The sequence below is a fragment of the Mesorhizobium sp. M4B.F.Ca.ET.214.01.1.1 genome (genome assembly GCF_004791545.1).
Taxonomy (GTDB): Bacteria; Pseudomonadota; Alphaproteobacteria; order Rhizobiales; family Rhizobiaceae; genus Mesorhizobium; species Mesorhizobium abyssinicae.
In genome coordinates, this window is the sequence record NZ_SRUX01000002.1 from 419376 (window position 1) to 442271 (window position 22896).

19 protein-coding genes are annotated in these 22896 nt (G+C 65.2%); 12 read left to right on the top strand and 7 right to left on the bottom strand.

Annotation, left to right across the window (positions count from 1 at the left end; translation table 11 throughout):
- Nucleotides 1–56 precede the first annotated feature (56 nt).
- Together EN857_RS05360 and EN857_RS05365 are read left to right on the top strand one after the other, a co-directional pair.
- On the top strand, nt 57–434 hold the full coding sequence (locus EN857_RS05360; protein ID WP_127394394.1) for a hypothetical protein: 378 nt from the start codon (nt 57–59) through the stop codon (nt 432–434).
- 49 nt (nt 435–483) lie between these two features.
- Nucleotides 484–2445 carry an acetyl/propionyl/methylcrotonyl-CoA carboxylase subunit alpha gene (locus EN857_RS05365; protein ID WP_128274579.1) on the top strand — a complete coding sequence of 654 codons (1962 nt, stop codon included), beginning with the start codon at nt 484–486 and terminating at the stop codon, nt 2443–2445.
- Between the two features lie 61 nt (nt 2446–2506).
- Here the strand turns inward: EN857_RS05365 and EN857_RS05370 are convergent, their stop codons facing one another.
- Nucleotides 2507–3628: an ABC transporter substrate-binding protein gene (locus EN857_RS05370; RefSeq protein WP_127309863.1), complete on the bottom strand. Its 1122-nt coding sequence runs from the start codon at nt 3626–3628 to the stop codon at nt 2507–2509.
- Nucleotides 3629–3995: 367 nt separating this feature from the next.
- Nucleotides 3996–4262, bottom strand: a complete 267-nt coding sequence (locus EN857_RS05375; protein WP_127393724.1) for a sel1 repeat family protein — start codon at nt 4260–4262, stop codon at nt 3996–3998.
- Between the two features lie 434 nt (nt 4263–4696).
- Here EN857_RS05375 and EN857_RS05380 point away from each other — a divergent pair, with 434 nt between their 5' ends.
- From EN857_RS05380 to EN857_RS05395, 5 genes are all read left to right on the top strand, one after another.
- Complete coding sequence (locus EN857_RS05380) at nt 4697–5038, top strand: DUF2147 domain-containing protein (protein WP_127393723.1); 342 nt, start codon at nt 4697–4699, stop codon at nt 5036–5038.
- A gap of 182 nt (nt 5039–5220) precedes the next feature.
- Nucleotides 5221–5373 carry a hypothetical protein gene (locus EN857_RS34635; protein ID WP_187331195.1) on the top strand — a complete coding sequence of 51 codons (153 nt, stop codon included), beginning with the start codon at nt 5221–5223 and terminating at the stop codon, nt 5371–5373.
- A gap of 32 nt (nt 5374–5405) precedes the next feature.
- Nucleotides 5406–5603: a hypothetical protein gene (locus EN857_RS05385; RefSeq protein WP_127283014.1), complete on the top strand. Its 198-nt coding sequence runs from the start codon at nt 5406–5408 to the stop codon at nt 5601–5603.
- Between the two features lie 199 nt (nt 5604–5802).
- Nucleotides 5803–7263 carry an AMP nucleosidase gene (locus EN857_RS05390; protein ID WP_245493415.1) on the top strand — a complete coding sequence of 487 codons (1461 nt, stop codon included), beginning with the start codon at nt 5803–5805 and terminating at the stop codon, nt 7261–7263.
- A 140-nt stretch (nt 7264–7403) separates the two neighbouring features.
- Entirely contained in the window at nt 7404–8414 is a 1011-nt protein-coding gene (locus EN857_RS05395; RefSeq protein WP_127393908.1) for an endonuclease/exonuclease/phosphatase family protein, read from the top strand.
- An 18-nt stretch (nt 8415–8432) separates the two neighbouring features.
- Here EN857_RS05395 and EN857_RS05400 read toward each other — a convergent pair whose 3' ends face one another.
- The gene (locus EN857_RS05400; RefSeq protein WP_127393907.1) at nt 8433–9032 is read right to left on the bottom strand and encodes a DUF922 domain-containing protein; all 600 of its coding nucleotides are present in this window, start codon (nt 9030–9032) and stop codon (nt 8433–8435) included.
- A gap of 220 nt (nt 9033–9252) precedes the next feature.
- Nucleotides 9253–10932, bottom strand: coding sequence for an electron transfer flavoprotein-ubiquinone oxidoreductase (locus tag EN857_RS05405; protein ID WP_128346489.1), 1680 nt, complete (start codon nt 10930–10932; stop codon nt 9253–9255).
- A gap of 197 nt (nt 10933–11129) precedes the next feature.
- Here EN857_RS05405 and EN857_RS05410 point away from each other — a divergent pair, with 197 nt between their 5' ends.
- The 3 genes from EN857_RS05410 to EN857_RS05420 all read left to right on the top strand — a co-directional run bounded on the left by EN857_RS05410 (nt 11130) and on the right by EN857_RS05420 (nt 13645).
- Entirely contained in the window at nt 11130–11774 is a 645-nt protein-coding gene (locus EN857_RS05410) for a hypothetical protein (protein WP_128274051.1), read from the top strand.
- 46 nt (nt 11775–11820) lie between these two features.
- Nucleotides 11821–12738, top strand: a complete 918-nt coding sequence (locus tag EN857_RS05415; RefSeq protein WP_127392798.1) for a uracil-DNA glycosylase — start codon at nt 11821–11823, stop codon at nt 12736–12738.
- 94 nt (nt 12739–12832) lie between these two features.
- Entirely contained in the window at nt 12833–13645 is an 813-nt protein-coding gene (locus tag EN857_RS05420; protein ID WP_127392799.1) for a helix-turn-helix transcriptional regulator, read from the top strand.
- On the opposite strand, the gene EN857_RS05425 is transcribed toward EN857_RS05420, so the two are convergent.
- Both EN857_RS05425 and EN857_RS05430 read right to left on the bottom strand, forming a co-directional pair.
- The gene (locus EN857_RS05425) at nt 13646–14614 is read right to left on the bottom strand and encodes a DMT family transporter (protein WP_127392800.1); all 969 of its coding nucleotides are present in this window, start codon (nt 14612–14614) and stop codon (nt 13646–13648) included.
- Nucleotides 14611–16917 (bottom strand): xanthine dehydrogenase family protein molybdopterin-binding subunit, encoded by a 2307-nt coding sequence (locus tag EN857_RS05430; RefSeq protein ID WP_135858077.1) that lies wholly within the window; start codon nt 16915–16917, stop codon nt 14611–14613. The genes EN857_RS05425 and EN857_RS05430 overlap by 4 nt, the downstream gene beginning before the upstream one ends.
- A 156-nt stretch (nt 16918–17073) precedes the next feature.
- Between EN857_RS05430 and pepN the strand changes: the two genes are divergently transcribed.
- Complete coding sequence (gene pepN / locus EN857_RS05435) at nt 17074–19719, top strand: aminopeptidase N (RefSeq protein ID WP_128346632.1); 2646 nt, start codon at nt 17074–17076, stop codon at nt 19717–19719.
- Between the two features lie 177 nt (nt 19720–19896).
- Complete coding sequence (locus tag EN857_RS05440; protein ID WP_127391059.1) at nt 19897–22218, top strand: PAS domain-containing sensor histidine kinase; 2322 nt, start codon at nt 19897–19899, stop codon at nt 22216–22218.
- A 141-nt stretch (nt 22219–22359) separates the two neighbouring features.
- Here EN857_RS05440 and EN857_RS05445 read toward each other — a convergent pair whose 3' ends face one another.
- The gene (locus tag EN857_RS05445) at nt 22360–22839 is read right to left on the bottom strand and encodes a hypothetical protein (RefSeq protein ID WP_127391058.1); all 480 of its coding nucleotides are present in this window, start codon (nt 22837–22839) and stop codon (nt 22360–22362) included.
- Between the last annotated feature and the right edge of the window lie 57 nt (nt 22840–22896).

Below are 22896 nucleotides of genomic sequence, written 5' to 3' on the forward strand. Positions count from 1 at the left end.
CCCGGAGAATACACGCTACTGCTCACCGCGCAATTTGCAGTGGGCATGGGGTGAAAATGAAACTGAACTATTTTCGGCGTATAGCTTCTTCGATACTTGCGGGATTGCTTATATTCGCCTTGCCCGGCGCGGGCGCGGCGGAGTCGCTTGCCGGCAAGGTGGGCGACAAGCGGTTCTCTCCGTATTTACCTGGGAATCCGAAGGACGAGTGCACCAAAACCTACCACGACTATGTGGCGGCCGGCGGCCATTCGGCCTATGCAACGACCTTCTATTCGCGCGTCGTCGACCTCTACATCATCTGCGGCTCGGGGCTGAACGCGCCGTCGCAAAAGGCCGCGGAAGAGCGGGCGCTACGATCCTGCCAGGCGGGCCTGAAGAGGTGGAAAGTCAGGACCGCGAGCGGCGGCTGCGAAATCGCGGCGTCGAAATAGGCCGAAGCTCGCCCGACTGGCGCCGACCGAGGCAAAACCGGGAGGCTCCATGTTCGGCAAGATCCTGATCGCCAATCGCGGCGAGATCGCCTGCCGCGTCATCCGCACGGCACGAAGGTTGGGCGTGCGCACCGTCGCTGTCTATTCCGATGCGGATGCGAGGGCCTGGCATGTCGAGATGGCGGACGAGGCAGTCCACATCGGCCCCTCGCCTGTCGGAGAAAGCTATTTGCGCGGCGACAGAATAGTCGCGGCGGCGCTTGCCACCGGCGCGGAGGCGATCCATCCGGGCTACGGCTTCCTGTCGGAGAACCCGGATTTCGTCGACCAGGTGACGGCGGCAGGGCTGGTCTTCATCGGCCCGTCGGCGGCCTCGATCCGCGCCATGGGATTGAAGGACGCGGCCAAGCGCCTGATGGAGACGGCGGGCGTTCCTGTGGTGCCCGGCTATCACGGCGAGGCGCAGGAGATCGTGCTCCTCGCCTCCAAGGCGCGCGAGATCGGCTATCCGGTGCTGATCAAGGCGCGCGCCGGCGGCGGCGGCAAGGGCATGCGGCGCGTCGACCACCCGGACGATTTCTCCGAGGCGCTGTCCGGCGCCCGGCGCGAGGCCAAAGCGGCCTTCGGCGACGATCGCGTGCTGGTGGAAAAATATGTCGACAAGCCGCGCCATATCGAAGTGCAGGTGTTCGGCGACAATTTCGGCAATGCCGTGCATCTTTTCGAGCGCGACTGCTCGGCGCAGCGCCGCCACCAGAAGGTGATCGAGGAAGCGCCCGCTCCCGGCATGACGCCGGCGCTGCGCAAGGCGATGACCGAGGCCGCGGTGAAGGCTGCCAAGGCCATCAGCTATTCAGGCGCCGGCACGATCGAGTTCATCGTCGACGCCTCGCAGGGGCTGAAGGCCGACCGCTTCTGGTTCATGGAGATGAACACCCGCCTGCAGGTCGAGCACCCCGTCACCGAAATGGTCACCGGCATCGATCTGGTCGAATGGCAGCTACGGGTCGCGTCCGGCGAGAAGCTGCCGAGCGCGCAAGCCGAGATCCAGCTTGCCGGCCACGCCTTCGAGGCGCGTATCTATGCCGAGGACGCCACCAGGGGATTCCTGCCGGCGACGGGCACGCTGCATCATCTGAAATTCCCGGATGCGGCGCCGGCGCATGCCGCCATGCGCATCGAGACGGGCGTGCGCGCCGGCGATGCGATCTCGCCCTTCTACGATCCGATGATCGCCAAGCTGGTGGTGCACGGCAAGGACCGGGCCGCCGCGCTTGCGGCGCTGCGCAAGGCGCTGGCTGAGACGGAAGTGGCCGGCTCGACGGTCAACACCGCCTTTCTCGCCGCGCTCGCCGCCGATGCCGATTTCGCGGCCGGCGACGTCGACACCGGGCTGATCGGCCGGCATCAGGACGAACTGGTGGCGATCGCCCCGCCGAATGGCGAGATCATTGCCGCCGCGGCGCTCGCGGCATCGGGCGCCGGCGCGCAAGAGCCGACCAGCGACCCCTGGTCGGCGCTTGCCGGCTATGCGCATTTCCACACGGTGGAGCGACGCACCAGGCTGCGCTACGGCGAAGAAGCCATACTGGCGCGCATCTCGATGCGGCCGGACGGCCGCTTCCAGGTGGCGCTGGAAGCGCCGTACGAAGAGGTCAATTCCCACGACCTCAGGACCACGCCTCGCCTCGCCCGCTGGCCGGGCCACGTCACCGTGTTCGAAGGTGCGGCCGGCTACAATTTCGCGGTTCCCGACCCGCTGGCGAAGGCCGACGAAGCCGCCGCGGCATCCGGGAGCCTGCGCGCGCCGATGCCCGGCCTGGTCAAGCTGGTGCGCGCGGGGTCGGGCGATGCCGTCGTCAAGGGCCAGCCGCTGCTGATCCTCGAGGCGATGAAGATGGAGCATACGATCGCCGCCCCGCATGACGGGGTGGTCGCCGAAATCGTGGCAGAAGGCGCGCAGGTCAGCGACGGCACCGTGCTGGTGCGCTTCGAGGAACCGCAGACCTGACTGTCCAAAATGAAAATGGCCGGAGCAGATCCGGCCATTTCCGACTGTCAGGCAGCGACGATCAAGGCTGGATCGGCGCGTATTTGCCGTCGTGCCACTGGTTGATGTCGTAGCTGGCGTTCTTCAGGTCGCCCTTCTCGTCGAAGACGACGTCGCCGACCACGGTGCTGATCGGCTGGCCGTTCTTCAGCGCTTCGGCGACCTTGGCCGGATCGTCGCTGCCGGCGCGCTTGATGCCCTCGGCGAAGGCCTGGACCACGGCGTAGGAGAACAGCGTGAAGCCTTCCGGCACGAAGCCGCCGGCTTTGATCTTGGCGATGGCGTCCTTGGCTTCGGGCTTGGCCTGCGGATCCGAGGGGAAGACGAACATCGTGCCTTCGCCGGCCGGCCCGGCGACCTGCCAGAATTCCGGAGTGGCGATCGAGTCCGGCATGATCAGCTGGAACTTGACGTTCTGCTCGGCCGCCTGGCGCAGGATGAGACCGCCCTCGGGGTGATAGCCGCCGAAATAGACGACGTCGGCCTTGAGCTCCTTCAACTTGGTGACGAGGGCCGAATAGTCCTTCTCGCCGGCATTGATGCCTTCGTAATCCACTTCCTTGAGGCCGCCGGCATTCATCGTCGCCTTGACGGCATCGGCCACGCCCTGGCCGTAGGCGCTCTTGTCATGCAGGATGACGACATTCTTGCCGGCATATTTCTTGGCGATCCACGGACCGATGAAGGCGCCCTGCGCATCGTCGCGCGTATAGAGGCGCATGATCGTCGGCCAGCCGGCCTTGGCCGCGGCATCGGTCAGCTCCGGATTGGAGGAGGCCGGGCTCATCATCAGCGTGCCGGCCTCGGCATAGACGGCGGATGCCGGAATGCTGGAGCCCGAGCAGGCATGGCCATCGACGAATTTGGTGCCGTCGGCGACGATGCGGTTGGCGACGGAAACCGCCTGCTTCGGATCGCACTGGTCGTCCTGGACGTCGAGCTTGATCTGGTTGCCGTTGACACCGCCAGCGGCGTTGATGGCGTCGGCGGCGGCCTGCGCGCCCTGCTTGAACTGGTCGCCGATGGTGGCGAGCTGTCCGGTCATCGGACCGACCACCGAGATGGTGATGTCATCGGCAAATGCCAGCGGCGCGCTCATCATCAGGCCCAATGCGGCTGCGCTCAAAATACCTAATTTTTTCATGGTGATATAACTCCTCCACTCGCGCGCGGCCGCTCCGGCCGCGCTTCTTTTAGAGAGGCCGGACCATTTCATCCTTCGCCTGGCATGTCTTGGCGCATCGCCGGCACTCGATTGGGCCTGTATTGTATCGCGGACCGCGTGAAAGCCAAAAGCCGCGCCGGCCTTGTTCCGGCCGGTCGCGGCTTTTTGCCAAACGAGCTTTCCCGAACGCCCCCGCGCCCGAAACCCCACTCGCTTCCCTGTCTTTCTTTTCGTCCGGCCGTCTTGCGCGGCCTTGTCCCTGATGCCGGCCGTCTTGCGCGGCCTTGTCCCTGTGCCGGCCGTCTTGCGCGGCCTGAGCCCGAAGCGTTTCCGCCCTTGTTGTCTGTCAGTGCATCGTCATCCATTCGCGAGCTTCGCGCAGCGCCCTAGCGATCTCGGCCTTGGACATCGCCGCCGACAGTTCCGAGCGCAATTCGGCGGCGCGCACCGAACCCTTGATGGCGGCGATGTTGAACCATTTGTGGGCGGCGACGACGTCGGTCTCGCAATCGCGGCCGGTCGCATACATCATGCCCAATTCGAAAAGAATGTCGGCCTGGGCAGTTGCCCCCATGGCGCCGAAGCCGGCTTCAAGCATTTCAAAACGTGCCATTTCAATCCCCTGTCTGGCTCCCGAGAGCTGCCTCCTTCTGTCCCTTGGTATCCCTCGGGGGGCTGCTCTTTCGATGCTTTCGAGGATGAAGCCGAGCCTTGAATCCGTCGTTAAATGGCGTGCTTAATTTGAAGAAAACAAAGCTAAAACAAGAGGTAAACACTGAAATTCGTTAAGCATACAAAGCCCGCAAATCAGCCTGTTTGCGGCAAATTTGACGAAAACTTCAAACGGTCCGGTCAAGACTCCGCTAACCACGGGAACCAATGGCGATGAAGCTATCCGTGCATTTCGCGTTGAAAGGTGGCGGCAAAATCCTGCAACCTTCCCCGGCGGCACCGCTTTTGTTTTGCCGGAAGCTGAACTAGCTTACGTTTGCGTAAGGGTTAGGAAGGCGGGACGGCGCCCCACCGGAACCTATAGGGAGGACAGAGATGTTTCGAAAAGTAAGCCTGGCCGTGGCGGCCACCTTGATCATGGCCAGCGCGGCCTTTGCCGATCCGATCGAGGGCAATTGGAAAACGCAGTCCGGCGAGACGGCGGCGATCGGCGGCGGCGGCGCCTTTGCCATCACGCTGAAGACCGGCAAGTTTGCCGGCAAGACGATCGGCTCGCTCAAGGCGGCCGGCGACAACAAATATGCCGGCAGCATAACCGACCCGGAGACGGACAAGACCTATGCCGGCAAGGCGACGCTTTCGGGCACCTCGCTCAAGATGAGCGGCTGCGTGTTCGGCGGCCTGATCTGCAAGAGCCAGACCTGGCACAAGCTCTGATCTGCGCCTCGCCGCAATCACCTGACGACGGGGCCCTCGTGGCCCCGTTTTCATTTTCTACCCGGCCGATGCGCCGCCTCAAAACCCGTCAACGAACTTGAACCGCAGATGAATGCCGGCATCAGAGCCGGTTCAGCGGCGCTCGGGCATTCTCCTTGGCATTGAAGGAGAGGACCAACGCAATGCTCGCCCGCCGCTTCACCATCGTCTGCCTGCTGATGAGCCTGTTTGGCATGCTTTTCGCCGTCCTGGTGGCCGAGACAGGCCGCCCGGCCCGGGCCTGGGACGCTGCCAATTCCTGCCGGCCGAACTGCATGAACCATTTCAACCGCTGAACCGACAAACCCTCAAAAGAGAAGCTACGATCATGGACCGCATCATCACCACCAGCGCCCTGAAGGCCCTTCGGCTCCTGCCGCGGGCGGCGCTCATCCTGGTGCTGCTCGCCGCCCCGGTGCTGGCGGTGCCGATGATGCGCGCCGATACAAGCGCGACGATCGAAGCGCCGTCGCCGAAGAAGTCCGGTGTCGGCTTTGTCCTGCTGGTCGCCCTGCAGCGCGGGTGAGGTGCGTCGATATTCAGGGGATGCCGGCCTGCAACTCGGCGCGGCCTGACCTGAATCTCAACACACCTTGAACCTTGGACGAACAAAATCGGCGCTCACGCTGTGTTCCGGCTTGGCTCCCCCTCCCAACCGCTCTTCCAAGTCTCTATATTGAGCCATGGAAAAGCGAATCTACCCCCAAGCCATCGAATCTGTCGTCATGCCTGAGCCTTTCGGCAGGCAGAGTTTCAACGACGCCAGAAAAGCGGTCGCCGCGCTTCAGGTGCTCTACGACCGCAACACCAAGTTCCTGCGCGATTCCTTCGCGGCACTGGCCGCCGGCGGCGACAACAACAAGCGCTACCGGGCCTTCTATCCCGAGATCGGCGTCACCACGACGTCGTTCAGCCAGGTCGACTCGCGCCAGGCCTACGGCCACATGCCGACGCCCGGCCATTTCTCGACCACGGTCACCCAGCCGATGCTGTTCGAAAACTATCTCGTCGAGCAGCTTCGGCTGATCATGCGCAATCACGGCGTCCAGGTGACGGTGTCGGAATCGACCACGCCCATCCCGCTGCATTTCGCCTTCCTGGAGGGCACCTATGTCGACGGCACAGCCGCCGAGCGCATCAAGCGGCCGATCCGCGACCTGTTCGACGTGCCCGATCTCGACGGCACCGATGACCAGATCGCCAACGGCACGTTCGAAGTTGCCTTCGGCGAGCCGCGGCCGCTGGCGCCGTTCACGGCGCAGCGCATCGACTATTCGCTGCACCGCATGACGCACTACACGGCGACCAGCCCGCAGCATTTCCAGAATTTCGTGCTGTTCACCAACTACCAGTTCTACATCGACGAATTCGTCGCCCGCGCCCGCGAGCTGATGGAGAGCGGCGGCGGCGGATACGCCGAATTCATCGAGCCTGGCAATGTCATCACCCATGCCGGATCGAGCGTGCCCTCCGAAGGCGCGCCGCCGCAGCGCCTGCCGCAAATGCCGGCCTATCATTTGAAGAAGCCGAACCATGGCGGTATCACCATGGTCAATATCGGCGTCGGCCCGTCCAACGCCAAGACGATCACCGACCATATCGCGGTGCTGCGACCGCATGCCTGGGTGATGCTCGGCCATTGCGCGGGCCTGCGCAACACGCAGGCGCTGGGCGACTATGTGCTGGCGCATGCCTATGTGCGCGAGGACCATGTGCTGGACGACGATCTGCCAGTCTGGGTGCCGATCCCGCCGCTGGCCGAGATACAGGTGGCGCTGCAGGAAGCGGTCGCCGAGGTCACCGGGCTTTCGGGCTACGACCTCAAGCGCATCATGCGCACCGGCACCGTCGCCACCATCGACAACCGCAACTGGGAGCTGCGCGACCAGCGCGGGCCGGTGCAGCGGCTGTCGCAGTCGCGCGCGATCGCGCTCGACATGGAATCGGCGACCATTGCCGCCAACGGCTTCCGCTTCCGCGTGCCCTACGGGACGCTGCTTTGCGTTTCCGACAAGCCGCTGCATGGCGAATTGAAGCTGCCGGGCATGGCGACCGAGTTCTACAAGCGGCAAGTGGCGCAGCACCTGACCATCGGCATCAAGGCGATGGAGAAGCTGGCCGGGATGCCGATGGAGCGGCTGCATTCGCGCAAGCTCAGGAGCTTTTCGGAGACGGCCTTCCAATAGCCGGCCAGCCCTGAAACCCTCGGCGAGGCAATGCTTCGTCTTGATCGCGCCGCAATTTAGCGGATAAGCAGGCCGGACGGATCGCCGGCGGTATTCAGCAGACCACGACTTCGATGAGAACAAGCGGCGCGCGCCCGAACATGGTGGCTGGGGTGACATTCCTGGCAATGATGGCGTTCTCAGCCGCTCTGGTGGCCGGGTTTTTCGGCACGCTGCATCCGGCCTTCGATTCCTTCTCGCATTTCCGCGTCCATCTCGCCGTGCTGGTCGCGCTCCTGGCATTGCCGCTGCTTGCCTCGTCGTTTCGCCTGCAGGCGGCCGCGGCGTTATTGTTTGCCGTCGCCAGCTTCGCCACCACGCTCAGCACGCTGCCCAGGCTGTGGCCGGTGCAGGCGGTCGCCAAGCCCGCCGACCAGATCGTCTACAGCCTGCTGCAGATGAATCTGCGCTACGACAATCCGACGCCGAAGAAGGTGCTGTCGCTGATCGGCCGGACCAATCCCGACGTGATCACCCTCGACGAGGTGTCGGAGATGTGGACGACCGAGCTCGGCTACATCACCAGCGCCTATCCCTACCGGATCCTTTGCCCCTATCCCAACGGCGTGTTCGGCGTGGCGCTGCTCTCCAGGCGTCCATTCGCCGCCGGCACCGAGCCGCGCTGCGAGCGGCGCGGGGCGATGGCGATCGCGAGCGTCGACTTCGGCGGTGTCAGCGCCGATGTCGCCGCGATCCATCTCAGCTGGCCATGGCCGCGCGAGCAGTCCTGGCAGATCGGTGAACTCTCGGAGCAGCTCGTCTCGCTTGGCGAGACGGCGATCATGGCCGGTGACTGCAACGCCGTGCCGTGGAGCGCGGCGGTGCGGCGTGTCGCGGCGCTCGGCAAGCTCACCGTCATGCCGTCGGCCGGACCGACCTGGATGTACATCAAGCTGCCCGACGTCCTGCGGCGCTTCGCCGGCCTGCCGATCGATCAGGTGTTCAGCAAGGGCGGGGTGACGATCCACTCGGCGACGCGGCTCGAGGAAACTGGCTCCGATCACCTTCCGGTGCTGGTGGAGTTTTCGCTGCGGGCGGAAGAGAAAAAGCCCGACGACGAGCATGAGACCGCACTTGCAGCCATGGCTCGGTTCGGCAAGACGCGTGGTTAGCGCGACGTTCCCGTCCGCTCAGGGCTTGGTCAAACCATCCACCAGATGCTCGACATGGCCGCCGTCGCGATGCTCGCGGGCGTCGAAAGCGTTCTGCTTGGCCTCGTATTCGGCATAGATGGCGTTGATGCGGCGCCTTGCCTCCTGGCGGGTGCCGGTGCAGAACCAGTTGTCAGCACGCTTGAGCCCATGGACCGCCTTCGCGGTGGCTTGCATCATGCGCCTGGCGATGCGGCCATGCGTCTCCTCATGCGCGCGGACGCCGGCGAAGAACCGCTTCCAGCGGCGTTCGAGCGCGGCACTGGTCGGCTGCGCCAGACGCGGATAGGTGTAGGTGAGGTCGAGCACGCCGTCGGCCTGCCGCAGGTGGCAGACCCCGTCGGTGCGGCTCATGGCGAGATCCCAATTCACCGTGTAGGCAGTGTCCGCGATGGCGCGGGCCATGAAGCCGTGCTTTGGGCCCTTGCGGTCCATTGCCTCGACCAGGGCAGCACCCGTCGTACCCGCGATGTCGTATGTCCGCGTCTTGATCAGCAGCTTGGTGCCGGCCGATGCCGCCGGGGTTAAGCTGCACAGGCTACCGACCGCTGCAAGGCATGCCAGGACCGCGAGGCGCATGGCCGTCCCTCCACTTTCAGGAAAGGGAACCACAAGCGCGCCGCGGTTTCAACAGGCCCGTCACATGCCCTGATAGACCGGGCCTTCGCCGGCTCTTCGGTTGGGCGGCGGGCGAGACGGCCCGGTCGGGCCGCCGCTCTCAGATGCCCTGATAGAACCCGGGCCTTCGCCGGCTCTTCGTTTGGGCGGCGGTCGAGACGGCCCGGTCGGGCCGCCGCTCTCACATGCCCTGATAGACCGGGCCTTCGCCGCCTTGTGGCGGCACCCAGTTGATGTTCTGGTTGGGGTCCTTGATGTCGCAAGTCTTGCAGTGGACGCAGTTCTGCGCGTTGATGACGAAGCGCACGTCCTTGGCCGACGGATCGGCCGCCGCATTGCCATCCTTGTCGACCCACTCATAGACGCCGGCCGGGCAGTAACGCGTCGAGGGTCCGGCAAAGACATCGTGCTCGGAGCGCTGCTGCAGTGCCGCGTCGCCGACGATGAGGTGGACCGGCTCGTTCTCCTCGTGATTGGTGTTGGACAGGAACACCGAGGAGAGCCGATCGAAGGTCAGTACGCCATCCGCCTTCGGATAGGCGATCTTTTCATATTTTGCCGCCGGCTCCAGCGTCGCGTAGTCCGCCTTGCCGTGCTTCAGCGTGCCGAAGGGCGAGAAGCCAAACAGCGTGTTCAGCCACATGTCGAGGCCGCCGAGGCCGACGCCGATGATGGTGCCGAAGCGCGACCACAGCGGCTTGACGTTGCGCACCTTCTTCAAATCCTTGCCGATGTCGGTCGCTCGCCACGCGGCCTCGTAAGACGCAAGCTCGTCATTGGCGCGGCCGTCGGCGATCGCTTGCGCGACATGTTCGGCCGCCAGCATTCCCGACAGCACCGCATTGTGCGAGCCCTTGATGCGCGGCACGTTGACGAAGCCGGCCGCGCAGCCCATCAGCACGCCGCCCGGGAAGGACAACTTCGGCACCGACTGCCAGCCGCCTTCGGTGATGGCGCGCGCGCCATAGCCGATCCGCTTGGCGCCCTCGAAAGTGCCCTTGATCGCCGGATGCGTCTTGAAGCGCTGGAACTCCTCGAAGGGCGAGAGCCAGGGGTTCTTGTAGTTGAGATGGACGACGAAGCCGACGGCCACCTGGTTGTCTTCCAGATGATAGAGGAAGGAGCCGCCGCCGGTCTTCATGTCGAGCGGCCAGCCGAAGGAATGCTGGACGAGGCCAGGCTTGTGGTGCTCCGGCTTGACCTGCCAGAGTTCCTTCAGGCCGATGCCGAACTTGGCCGGCTCGCGGCCATCGGAAAGCTTGTATTTGGCGATCAACTGCTTGGCGAGCGAGCCGCGCGCGCCCTCGCCGATCAGCACATATTTGCCCATCAGCGCCATGCCTGGCGCGTAACCAGGACCCTGCGTACCATCCTTCTCGACGCCCATGTCGCCGGTGATGACGCCGGTGACGGCGCCGGCATCGTTATAGACGAGGCTTGCGGCGGCAAAGCCCGGATAGATCTCGACGCCCAGCGCCTCTGCCTTGGTCGCCAGCCACCGGCAGACATTGCCGAGCGAGACGATGTAGTTGCCGTGATTGTTCATCAGCGGCGGCATCAGGATGTTGGGCAGGCGGAACGAGCCGGCGGGGCCAAGGACCAGGAAATGATCATCGGTCACCGGCGTCTTGAACGGGTGCCCTTCCTCCTCGCGCCAGCCCGGCAGAAGGCGGTCGACGCCGATCGGATCGACGACGGCGCCCGACAGGATGTGGGCGCCGACCTCGCCGCCCTTTTCCAGCACGACGACGGAAAGCTCGGGATTGACCTGCTTCAGGCGGATCGCCGCGGCGAGGCCGGCCGGACCCGCGCCGACGATCACTACGTCGAATTCCATGCTCTCGCGTTCGATATCGCTCATCGACCCCTCACTGGCTTGCCGCGCTTTCCCGCATTGTGCTGGCTCATGCGCTGCATAGCGCATCAATTCGCGACGGGAAACCGGCGCTTAACGGACAAAGCCGATTTCGACAAAAAGTCGCGCCCGGCAGGCAAGAACCATTTCCCTCAACGTTTTTCAATTGTTCCACGGCTTGCTTATCGGCAATACTTCGCGCCATGCGCACGCCTGAGCCATCCGGCTTCTCATTGACGCGCTTCTTCTCCACGCCCGGCCAGCTTTGCCGCGCGGTTCTTCCGCTCCTCTCGCTGCTGGTCCCGACCGCGGCCGATGCCGATCCGCAAAAGGTGTGGGCGACCGGCGCCTATTCCTTTTCCGACGAGCTCGGCGGCTTCCACATCACCGGCGCTTCCGGCATCGGCACCAAGGAGGATCCGATCGTCATCACCGAAGAGCTGAATTCGGCAACGCCGGTGACGCTGACCATCCGCACCACCAAGCCGATCGAGGCGTTCGGCAAGGCCGGCGAGGTCGCCAACGGCATCATGTACATGCGCATCAAGGCCCTCAACAATAGCGGCCAGGCCTGGGTGGAATTCCAGTTCGAGCTGCAGGAGATCCTCGACCAGCCGAGCGTGTTCGGCGACGGCCTGTCCTTCGACCAGCGCAACAAGTCGCCCGACAACATCGTGTCGAGCAACTTCGCCGACTTCGACCGCGACTTCGAACCCTATGACCGGCTCCTGTTCAAGAACGGCAAGATCGACCCGCTGAAGACGGGCAGCTTCGAATTCCTGATCACCGACTACACGCCGCGCTGGACGTTCTACTTGGTGCAAGACCCGCGCATACCGACCGGCTGACGCAGCCAACCTTGCAAATCGCCGCCGCCGGGACGATGGTGGCGCCATGATTGCCGCCTCCCCCAACACCCCCGCCGAGATCGCCGAGCTGCTCGCCTTCTATGCCAGCGCCGGCGTCGACGAGGCGCTGGAGGATGCGCCGATCAACCGCTTCGCGGAGGTTCGGCCGAAGCAAGCCGAGCGCGCGTCGGCACCGGCCGCGCGCGAAAGCACGGCTCCGGAACGGCCAGCATCGGAGCCAGGCCCCGACGCCAACAGAGCGCCGCAGCGGCCTGCGGCAGCGCCCGGGCTCGACGCAAGCAAGGTGCCGGACGCGCCGGCGCGCTCGATGCCGGCAACCGCAGCGGTGCCCGACGAAGCGCAGGCCCTGCTGGCGCGGCAGATGGCGGCGAGCGCCTCGACGCTTGACGAGCTTCGCCAGCACATGGCGGGTTTCGACGGCTGCAACCTCAAATTCACCGCCAAGAACCTGGTCTTCGCCGATGGCAACCCGAACGCGGAGCTGATGCTGGTCGGCGAGGCGCCGGGCCGCGACGAAGACCTCGAAGGCCTGCCCTTCGTCGGCCGCTCCGGCCGGCTGCTCGACCGCATGCTGGCGGCAATTGGCCTCGACAGGAATTCGGCCTACATCGCCAACGTCATCCCCTGGCGGCCGCCGGGCAACCGGACGCCGACGCCGCACGAAACCGAGATTTGCCGGCCGTTCATCGAAAGGCAGATCGAGCTGGTCAATCCGAAAGTGCTGGTCAATCTCGGCGGCCCCTCGGCCAAGACCCTGCTCAACACCACCGAGGGAATCTTGAGGCTGCGCGGCAACTGGCGCACGCATTCGACGGCGTCCGGCACCGTCATTCCGGCGATGCCGACGCTGCATCCGGCCTATCTCTTGCGGACGCCGGCGCACAAGAAGCTCGCCTGGCGGGATTTTCTCGAGGTGAAGGCGAAGCTGCGGGAGTTGGGGTGAAGCGCTCCCTTCTCCCATAGGGGAAGACGGGAAAGCAGCGCCATAACCTCCCAGGTAATTGAATTACTCCCCTCCCCGCCTTAGTCCTTCCCCTATGACCACATCCGAAATTTCCGCAGGCAGCCTCATCCGCGAGTGGCGCGCGCGCCGGCGCATGAGCCAGCTCGACCTCGCCATGGAGGCCGAGATCTCGCAGCGGCATCTCTCCTTCGTCGAAAGCGGCCGCGCCCAGCCCTCGCGCGAAATGGTGCTGCACCTTGCCGAGCAACTTTCAATCCCGCTCCGGCAGCGCAACCAACTGCTCTTGGCGGCGGGCTTCGCGCCGAGCTTCAGCGAGAAGCAGCTCTCCGATGCCGCGCTGGCGCCGGCAATGGCGGCAGTGGAGACGGTGCTCCGGGGCCACGAGCCGTTCCCAGCGCTGGCCGTGGACCGCCACTGGAACCTCGTCTCGGCCAATGCGGCAATCGCCCCATTCCTCGCCGATGTTTCCGAGCCGTCGCTGCTTGCGCCGCCGGTCAATGTGCTGCGGCTCAGCCTGCATCCGGGCGGCGTTGCGCCGCGCATCGTCAACCTCGCCGAATGGCGGGCACATCTGCTCGAACGGCTGAAGCATCAGAACGACGCCATCGGCGACCCGGTGCTGATCGAGCTGGAACGGGAATTGCGGGCCTATCCGTCCGGGCTGAAGAGGGCGCGGCCGGCCCCGGTCGAGCCGAGCGGTATCGTGCATCCGCTCCGGCTCGCGCATGGCGATCAGGTGCTGTCCTTCATCAGCACGATCACCGTCTTCGGCACGCCGCTCGATGTCACGCTGTCGGAATTGGCGATCGAAACCTTTTTCCCGGCGGACGAGCAGACGCGGGCGGTGCTGGTGCGGCTGGCGAAGGAGCGGGCCGAGCGGTCTTGATCACCCCTGCGGCGGCGTCGCCCTTCTTGTTCGGGTGCGTTCAAGCCCAAGCTGGCGTTCGCGCCAGATGATGAAGATGCCGGCCGCCACCACGATTAGACCGCCGGCCAGCGTGTTGAGCGATGCCACATCGCCGAACACAAGATAGCCGACGACGACGCCGAGGATCATCGAGGTGTATTCGAAGGGCGCGACGACCGAGGCCTCGGCGTGACGGTAGGCCGAAGTCATCAGGATCTGGCCGAGCCCGCCGCAAAAGCCGGCGACAACCAGAAGGGCGGCCTGCGTCGGCGTCAACGCCTGCCAGCCGAAGGGCACCGAAAACAGCGCCATGACGCTCGCCGTCACCGAGAACCAAAGCACGATCGTCGCCGTCTTCTCGGTCTGGACGAGGTTGCGCACCAGAAGCATGGCGACGGCCGAGATCGCGGCGGCGGCGAAGGCGGCGATGACGCCCAGCAACTCCTGGTCATCGAGCGCCGCGCCCGAGCGCAGCAGCGTCAGCTCCGGCCAGGAGATGATCAGGACGCCGACGAGGCCGACAGCGACCGCGCTCCAGCGGTAGACGCGGATCGCCTCGCCGAGGAAGATCGAGGAGAACACCACCACCAGCAGCGGCTGCGCGTAGTTCAACGTGATCGCTTCGGGCAGCGGCAGCCTGGTCAGCGCGAAGAAGCCGAGCCCCATGGCGCCGACGCCGACAAGGCCGCGCGCGACGTGGTTGAACCGCCGTTTCGTGGCGAATGCCGTGGCCAGATGCCCCCTGGACGCCAGGAAGGCGATGATCGGGAAGATGGCGAAGAAGGAGCGGAAGAAAACGATCTGCCCGGCGGGCACATCGCCGGCGGCCTTGATGCAGGTCTGCATACCGACAAAGACCGCCACCGAGACGATCTTCAGCGCGATGCCCCGCAGCGTGCTGTGGTGTCTGCCGTCGCCTTGCGGCTCCGCTCCCGCCCCGCCGCTCACCTTGGCGATGCGTCCCGGATCGCTGTCCAGATGCGCGCCGGCGTGGCCGGCATCTCGATATGCCTGATGCCGTGGGCGCGCCAGAGCGCGTCGGTCACCGCATTGAGCGCCGCCGGCGTGGCGCCGATCGTGCCGGCCTCTCCTGCCCCCTTGATGCCCAGCGCATTGGTGGTCGAAGGCACGTTGCGGGTCTCGAAATGGAAGAACGGAAAACTATCGGCGCGCGGCATGGCATAATCCATGAAGCTTGCCGTCAGGAGCTGGCCGTCCTCGCTATAGACGGTGTTCTCGGTCAGGGCCTGGCCGATGCCCTGGACGACGCCGCCATGCACCTGGCCGGCAAGCAGGATCGGATTCACCGTGACGCCGAAATCGTCGACGATGGTGTAGCGCAGGATCTCGGTGGCGCCGGTGTCGGGATCGATCTCGACCTCGCAGATGTGGGTGCCGTTGGGATAGGTGCATTCGTCCTGGACGAATTCGCCGAAGCCCTTGAGGTCGTCCGCGGTTTTCGCCGCCCTGGCGACGCTGGCGAAATCGATTGTGCGATCGGTACCGACGATGCGGGCCACGCCGTCGGACAGTTCGATGTCACCGGCCGAGGCTTCGAGCTCGTCGGCCGCGATGCGCTTGATCTTGTTCGCCAGATCCTCGCCAGCGCGGGACGCCGAAACACCGCCGAGCGGGATCGAGCGCGAGCCGCCGGTGCCGCCGCCATCCTTCAGATCGTCGGTGTCGCCCTGGCGGACCTGAATGCGGTCAATCGGCAGGTCGAGCTTGTCCGACAGGAACTGCGCATAGGCGGTGGCATGGCCCTGGCCGTTGGTCTGCGTGCCGATCTTCAGCGTCACCGTGCCATCGCCGTTGAGCTCGACAAAAGCCGGCTCGGAGCCCGGGAAGGCGCAGGCCTCTATGTAAGTCGCCATGCCGATGCCGCGGATCCTTCCCGCCGCCTTCGACTGTTCGAGCCGCTGCGGAAACGCCTTCCACTCCGCCCGCTCGATGGCGCGGTCCATGTGGCCGGCGAACTCGCCGGTGTCGTAGAGGCGGCCGGTCTGGGTGCGATATGGGAACTGCTCGGGGCGGATGAAATTGCGGCGGCGGATATCCTCGACCGGCAGGCCCAGATCATGCGCGCAGGCATCGACCAGCTTCTCCAGCAGCAGCGCCGCTTCCGGGCGGCCGGCGCCGCGATAGGCATCGACCGGACAGGTGTTGGTGTAGAGGCCGGTCACCGAGACGTCGATCGCCCCTATGTCGTAGACGCCTGTCGACATGGTGACTCCGACATAGGGGATGAACGGACCATATTGCGAAACATAGGCGCCGATATTGGCCAGCAGCTCGACCTTCATGCCGAGGAAGCGGCCGCCCTTGTCGAGCGCCATCTCTGCCTTGACGACATTGTCGCGCCCCTGGGCGTCGGTGAGGAAATGCTCGGTGCGATCGCCGGCCCATTTGACCGGCCGTCCGAGCCGTTTGGCGGCCTCCAGCACCAGCGGATACTCGCGATAGACGAAGGCCTTCGGGCCGAAGCCGCCGCCGACGTCCGGCGTGATGATGCGCAGCTCGCTCTTCTTGATCTTGAACAGCTCGGCGATGATGTACTGCATCGAATGCACGCCCTGCGACCCGGTGGTCAGCACGAAGCGGCTTTCGGCCACGTTCCATTCGCCGATGGCCGAACGCGGCTCCATGTAGTTGCAGACCAGCCGGTTGTTGATGAATTCGATGCGGGTGATGTGGGCGGCCCTGGCGAAGGCAGCCGCGGTCTTCTGCTTGTCGCCAATATGGTAGGTGAAGGCGCGGTTGGAGCCGAGTTCCGGCCAGACCAGCGGCGTGCCTTCATCCAGCGCCGTGGCGGTGCCGGAAGCGGCATCCTCGCTGTCATAGTCGACCTCGATCAGCTCGGCCGCGTCCTGCGCCAGCGCGCGGCTGTCGGCGACGACGAAAGCCACCGCATCGCCGACATAGTTGACCCTGTCGCCGCACAGGATCGGGATGTCGCGGGTCGGCGCCCTGGTGCCGTCGGGCTGGCGCTGCATGACGCCAGATTTGAGCTTGCCGAGATGGGCGATGTCCTTGCCGGTGAGCACAAGATGCACGCCCGGCGCCGCTGACGCCGCTTCGGTGGATGTGATGGTGAAGCCCGCCTTGGCGACAGGCGAGCGCAGCACATAGCCATGCAGCAGGCCGGCCGGCTTGATGTCATCGGTATAGCGGCCCTCGCCCTTGAGGAAGGCCTGGTCTTCGCGACGCAACACGGAGGCGCCCATGCCGAATTTCGGTGTGACGACGGTCATGGATGCCTCGCGATGACGGTGGGGGGATGGATGCCTGAAATAGGCATAGGCGCAGTTTTGTCGAGTGACCGTTTCGTGTAAAGAGCGCGAACCTCGATTTTTTTGGACCAGCGGGCCCGTTTGCCGCGCCGGGAACAGACAGGAAAACCCTTGGGAATGCGCACCGATACCGGCCATGTCTTCAAGCTCGAAGACTATCGCCCCAGCGACTATCTCATTTTGCAGACCAGCCTTGTTTTCCGCCTTTCCCCCGAGGCCACCCGCGTCATCGCCACGCTCACCATCGAGCGCCGCGAAGGCGTTGCCGCATCGGCGCCGCTGGTGCTCGACGGCGACGGGCTGACGCTGCTCGGTATTGCCATTGACGGCCGTGACCTCCAGCCGGTGGACTACGCGGCGACGCCGGACGAACTCGCCGTCCTGAAGCCGCCGGCCGCCTCCCGCTTCGAGCTGGTGCTGGAAACCGAAATCGCGCCGGCGCGCAATGAAGCGCTGATGGGGCTCTATCGCTCCAGCAATGTCTATTGCACGCAGTGCGAAGCCGAGGGTTTCCGGCGCATCACCTATTTCCTCGACCGGCCGGATATCCTCTCGATCTACACGGTGCGCATCGAGGCGCCGCACAACGAAGCGCCGCTGCTTTTGTCGAACGGCAATCCTGTCGAAAGCGGCGTGCTTGCGGATGGCTGGCACTATAAGGTCTGGCACGACCCCTTCCCCAAGCCGTCCTACCTGTTCGCGCTGGTGGCAGGCGCGCTCGGCAAGGTCGCCGACAGTTTCACCACGCTGTCCGGCCGCACGGTCGAGCTCGGCATCTATGTCGAGCCGGGCAAGGAGCGGCTCGCCGGCTATGCGATGGATGCGCTGAAGCGCTCGATGAAATGGGACGAGGAAGCCTTCGGCCGCGAATACGACCTCGACGTCTTCAACATCGTCGCCGTCTCCGACTTCAACATGGGCGCGATGGAGAACAAGGGCCTCAACATCTTCAACGACAAGTATGTGCTGGCCGACGAGGAGACCGCGACCGATGCCGACTTCGCCAATATCGAGGCGATCATCGCGCATGAGTATTTCCACAATTGGACTGGCAACAGAATCACTTGCCGCGACTGGTTCCAGCTCTGCCTGAAGGAAGGGCTGACCGTTTACCGCGACCACGAATTCTCCGCCGACCAGCGCTCGCGGGCGGTCAAGCGCATCGCCGAGGTGCGCACGCTGCGCGCGCACCAGTTCCCCGAGGACCAGGGGCCGCTGGCGCATCCGGTCAGGCCGCGCCGCTACCGCGAAATCAACAACTTCTACACGGCGACCGTCTACGAGAAGGGTTCGGAAGTGGTGCGCATGATCCGCACCATCCTCGGCGCCGAAGCGTTCCGCGCCGGCATGGACCTCTATTTCGAGCGGCATGACGGAGAGGCGGCGACCATCGAGGATTTCCTGAAAGTGTTCGAGGACGCCTCGGGGCGCGACCTGTCGCAATTCGCGCTTTGGTACCATCAGGCGGGCACGCCGAACCTGACCGTCAGTTCCTCGCACAACGCACGGGCAAAGGAGTTCACGCTGGAGATCGAGCAGTCGGTGCCGCCGACGCCGTCGGAGAGCCGCAAGCGGCTGATGCACATTCCGCTCGGCTTCGGTCTGGTCGGTGCCGGCGGCAAGCCCGTCTCTTACGGTGACGTCGAGGGCGCCACCGTCGAGGACGGAGTCATCCACATCCGCAAGCGCCGGCATGTCGTGCGCTTCACCGGCGTCGCCGAGCGCCCGGCGGTGTCGCTCAACCGCGGCTTCTCGGCACCGGTCACGCTGTCGGTCGAGCAGAAGACCGACGACCAGTTCTTCCTTGCCGGCCATGACAGCGACAGTTTCTCGCGCTGGCAGGCCTTCAACACGCTGCTCACCGATGCGCTGATCGCAGCCTTCCGCCAGGTGCTCGGCGGCAAGCCGCCGGCCTTTGCCCAGCGGCTCACCGAACTTGCCGGCAGGATCGCCGCCGACGAGACGCTGGAGCCGGCCTACCGGGCGCTGGCGCTTTCGCTTCCGGGCGAAGCCGACATCGCCCGCGACATCGGCAAGGGCATCGATCCCGACGCCATCTTGGCCGCCCGCGAGGCGCTGGCACTGGCCATTGCCAGGGCGAACCGGGAAAACTTCACCGGCCTCTACGAGCGGCTTGCCGACAAGGGGCCATTCAGCCCCGATGCGGCGAGTGCGGGCCGGCGGGCGCTGCGCAACATCCTGCTCGACTATTTGGCGCTGCTGCCGGAAGGCGCCGCGCTTGCGGCAACTCACTTCCGCTCCGCCAGCAACATGACCGACCGCGCGGCCGCGCTGACCGTGCTGGCGCACCGCCATGCCGGGTCGGCCGAAGCGCAACAGGCGCTGGCCGATTTCGAGGCCAAGTACCGCAACGATGCGCTGGTGATGGACAAATGGTTCCAGATCCAGGCCGGCGTGCCCGGCCCCAAGACCGTCGAGACGGTGCGCGCGCTGACCGGGCATCCGGCCTTCTCGATGGCCAACCCGAACCGTGTGCGCTCGCTCATCGGCACCTTCTCTAGCGCCAACCAGACCGGCTTCCACCGCGCCGACGGCGAAGGCTACCGCTTCTTCACCGAGACCGTGCTCGAGGTCGAGAAACGCAATCCGCAGGTGGCGGCCAGGCTGGCGACCGCGTTGCGCTCCTGGCGATCGCTGGAGCCGGGGCGCCAAGCCAAGGCCAGGGAGGCGCTGCTTGCGATCGCAGGCACGGAAAAGCTGTCGGCGGATCTAAGGGATATCGTCGAGCGGACGCTGGCGTGACTAGCGATCTCCCCCCTCGTGGGGGGAGATTGGCAGTTTCGACGAATTTCAATCAACTTTTAATCTTTTTTGGCCGCGCCTCTGGACAACGCGAATCACCTTTGATTCTTTAATGACGATTCGGACGTGCGGCGTAACCGGATCATCAAGCAGAGGGAATTCGGGGAGTAGCCATTTATGGCCAAGGCGGACGCGTGGGGCGCGCCCGGAGGGAAGGCTTTTGAGCGTCGCAAGGCGCGGCGCGACGGCCTTGCCGGCAATACAAGGCTGATCGCCGAACCCGCCTATCGGCGGCTGCTGGCGGCCGAGCCGTGGCTGCGCCGCTCGATCCCTGCCCTCATCATCATCTTCCTGATCGTCATCGCCGCGCTGCGCGTCCTGTCGCTGATGAACGAGCGCGACGAGGTCGAGCGCGACGCCAAGGCAATCCTTTCGCTGGCGGTGGGCCAGATGGCGAGCGCGATCGCCGCCGACCCGAATGCGGCCACCGTCAGCGCGGCGGACCTGATGGAGAGCACCGGCCGCCAGGGCGCCATGGGCCGCAGCCATGTGCTGGCGATCACCGACGGCAGCTTCAAGATCATCGCCGTGTCGCCGCTGTCGAGCGGCTGGCAGGGGCGTTCGCTGGACAGCCTCGTTCTCGGCGGCCAGCCGCTGTTCATGTTCGGCGAGCGCGCCGGCGTCATGGAGGTCAGCATCGGCGGGCAGGACTGGTACGCGGCGGTGAGCCTGACGGCCAGCCGCAAGAACGCCGCCGCCGCTCTGGTGCCGAAAGACGCAGTCTTCGACAGCTGGCGCAAGACGGTCTCGCTCAACGTCACCCTGTTCGTGCTGACGGCCGGCGTGCTGATTATCATCCTCTACGCCTATTTCGGCCAGGCGGCGCGCGCCCAGGCCGCCGACCGCATTTACCTCGAGGCGCATCAGCGCATCGACATGGCGCTGGTGCGCGGCCGCTGCGGCCTGTGGGACTGGGACATGGTGCGCGGCAAGATGTACTGGTCGCGCTCGATGTACGACATGCTGGGCTACGAGCCCTGCGACACGATGCTGTCCTTCGGCGAGGTCGACGAGATCATCCATCCCGAGGACGGCGACCTGTTCGAACTCGCCAACCGCATCGTCGAGCGCGAGATCGATCATATCGACCAGGTGTTCCGCATGCGGCACGCCGACGGCCAATGGGTATGGATGCGCGCGCGGGCCCAGGTGATCGACCCCGAGGCGCCGGAGATCCAGCTGATCGGCATCGCCGTCGACGTCACCGAGCAGCGGCATCTCGCGCTGCGCTCGGAGGCGGCGGATCTGCGCTTGCGGACCGCCATCGAGAACATCAACGAATCCTTCGTGCTGTGGGATGCCGCCGAGCGGCTGATCATGTGCAATTCCAAATACCAGAAGGACAACGGCCTGTCGGACCGCGACGTGATGCCGGGCGCCGTCCGCGCCGTGCTGGAGGAGCGGATGCTGGCCTTCGCCTCGGAGCGCAGGCTGGCCAACGCCAACGGCCCACAGGGCGGCTCGACGTTCGAGCGCCAGCTTGCCGACGGCCGCTGGCTGCAGGTCAACGAATTGCGCACCAGGGACGGCGGCACCGTCTCGGTCGGCTCCGACATCACCCAGATCAAGCTGCACCAGGAAAAGCTGGTCGACAGCGAACGACGGCTGATGGCGACGATCCACGACCTCAGCCTCGCCCGCCGGGCGGAAGAGGAGCGCGCCAGGGAACTGGTCGAACTCAACCGCAAATACATGAAGGAAACCGAACGCGCCGAGGCGGCGAACCGGGCGAAGTCCGAATTCCTGGCCAACATGTCGCATGAGCTGCGCACGCCGCTCAACGCCATCATCGGCTTCTCCGAATTGATGGAACAGGGCCTGTTCGGGCCGCTCGGCTCGCCGCGCTACGAGGAATATGCCACCGACATCAACGGCAGCGGCAAGTACCTGCTCGGCGTCATCAACGACATACTCGACATGTCGAAGATCGAGGCCGGCCAGTTCTCGATGGACCGCGAGGAGATCGACCTCTGCCCTCTGATCAAGGAGACGGTGCGCGTCATCTCGTTGCAGGCGGCGGAGAAGTCGATCACGGTGGAGACCCGCATCGCCGATGCGATGCGGCTGTTCGCCGACCGCCGCGCCATCAAGCAGATCGCCATAAATCTGCTTTCCAACGCCGTGAAGTTCACCGGTCAGGGCGGGCACATCTCGGTGCGGGCGCGCAGCGCTTCAGGAGCGCTGGTTCTGACGATCGAGGACAATGGCTGCGGCATCCCCAAGTCGGCGCTGAGCAAGCTCGGCCGGCCGTTCGAGCAGGTGCAGAACCAGTTCTCCAAGAACCATGCCGGGTCGGGCCTTGGGCTCGCCATCTCGCGCTCGCTGGCCGAGCTGCAGGGCGGCGCGTTGAAGATCCGCTCGACCGAAGGCGTCGGCACGATCGTGTCGGTGCGCATCCCGCTGAAGAAGGCGACGCCTTCGGTAAAAGCTGCGGCTTAGTTTTTCAGCTTCGCGTGTTTCAGAATCCGGCTATGTCGGCGGGACAGCACCCCCTCTGTCCGGCAGGACAGAGGGGGGCGCGAAAGAACGTGGCCTTTCGAGAGTCCGGCACTCCAGTCGCCGGATCCAGATCATTCAGCCTCACTGCACGCCGTCGTCGCCGTCCCCGCCGTCCCACTGCCGATGACGTCCGAAGCGGCCGCCCTTCGGCAGTTCGCCCTTTTCGATCTTGCCGTCATTGTTCCTGTCCAGCATGGCGAACAGCTTCTTCTGGCGGCTCGTGATGTCGTCTGCGGTCAGCGTGCCGTCGCCCCTGCTGTCGAAGCGCGCGATGATGCGCCTTGCCATGCGCTCGAAGCGCGCCTTCTCCAGCGCGTCGGCGAGCTCGCCGACAGTCAGCCTGCCGCCATTCTCGGCGACGAGCTTCTTCAGCCGCGAGTCCATGGCGTCGGAGAACTGGTCGAAGGTGATGGCGCCGTTGGGGCCCTTCAGCGCCTCGTCGAGGCGCTGCATCATGTCGTCACGCATTTTGGCGCTGGCGTTGTTTTCGGCATAGGCCGTGGTGCCGACAGCGCCCGCGAGCGCCATGAAAGCAAGGGCAAGCTTGGTAGACTTTCTCATGGTCTTCTCCTGTTGCATCGTCACCCCCGATGCCAGGACGGCAACCTCTCAATCAGA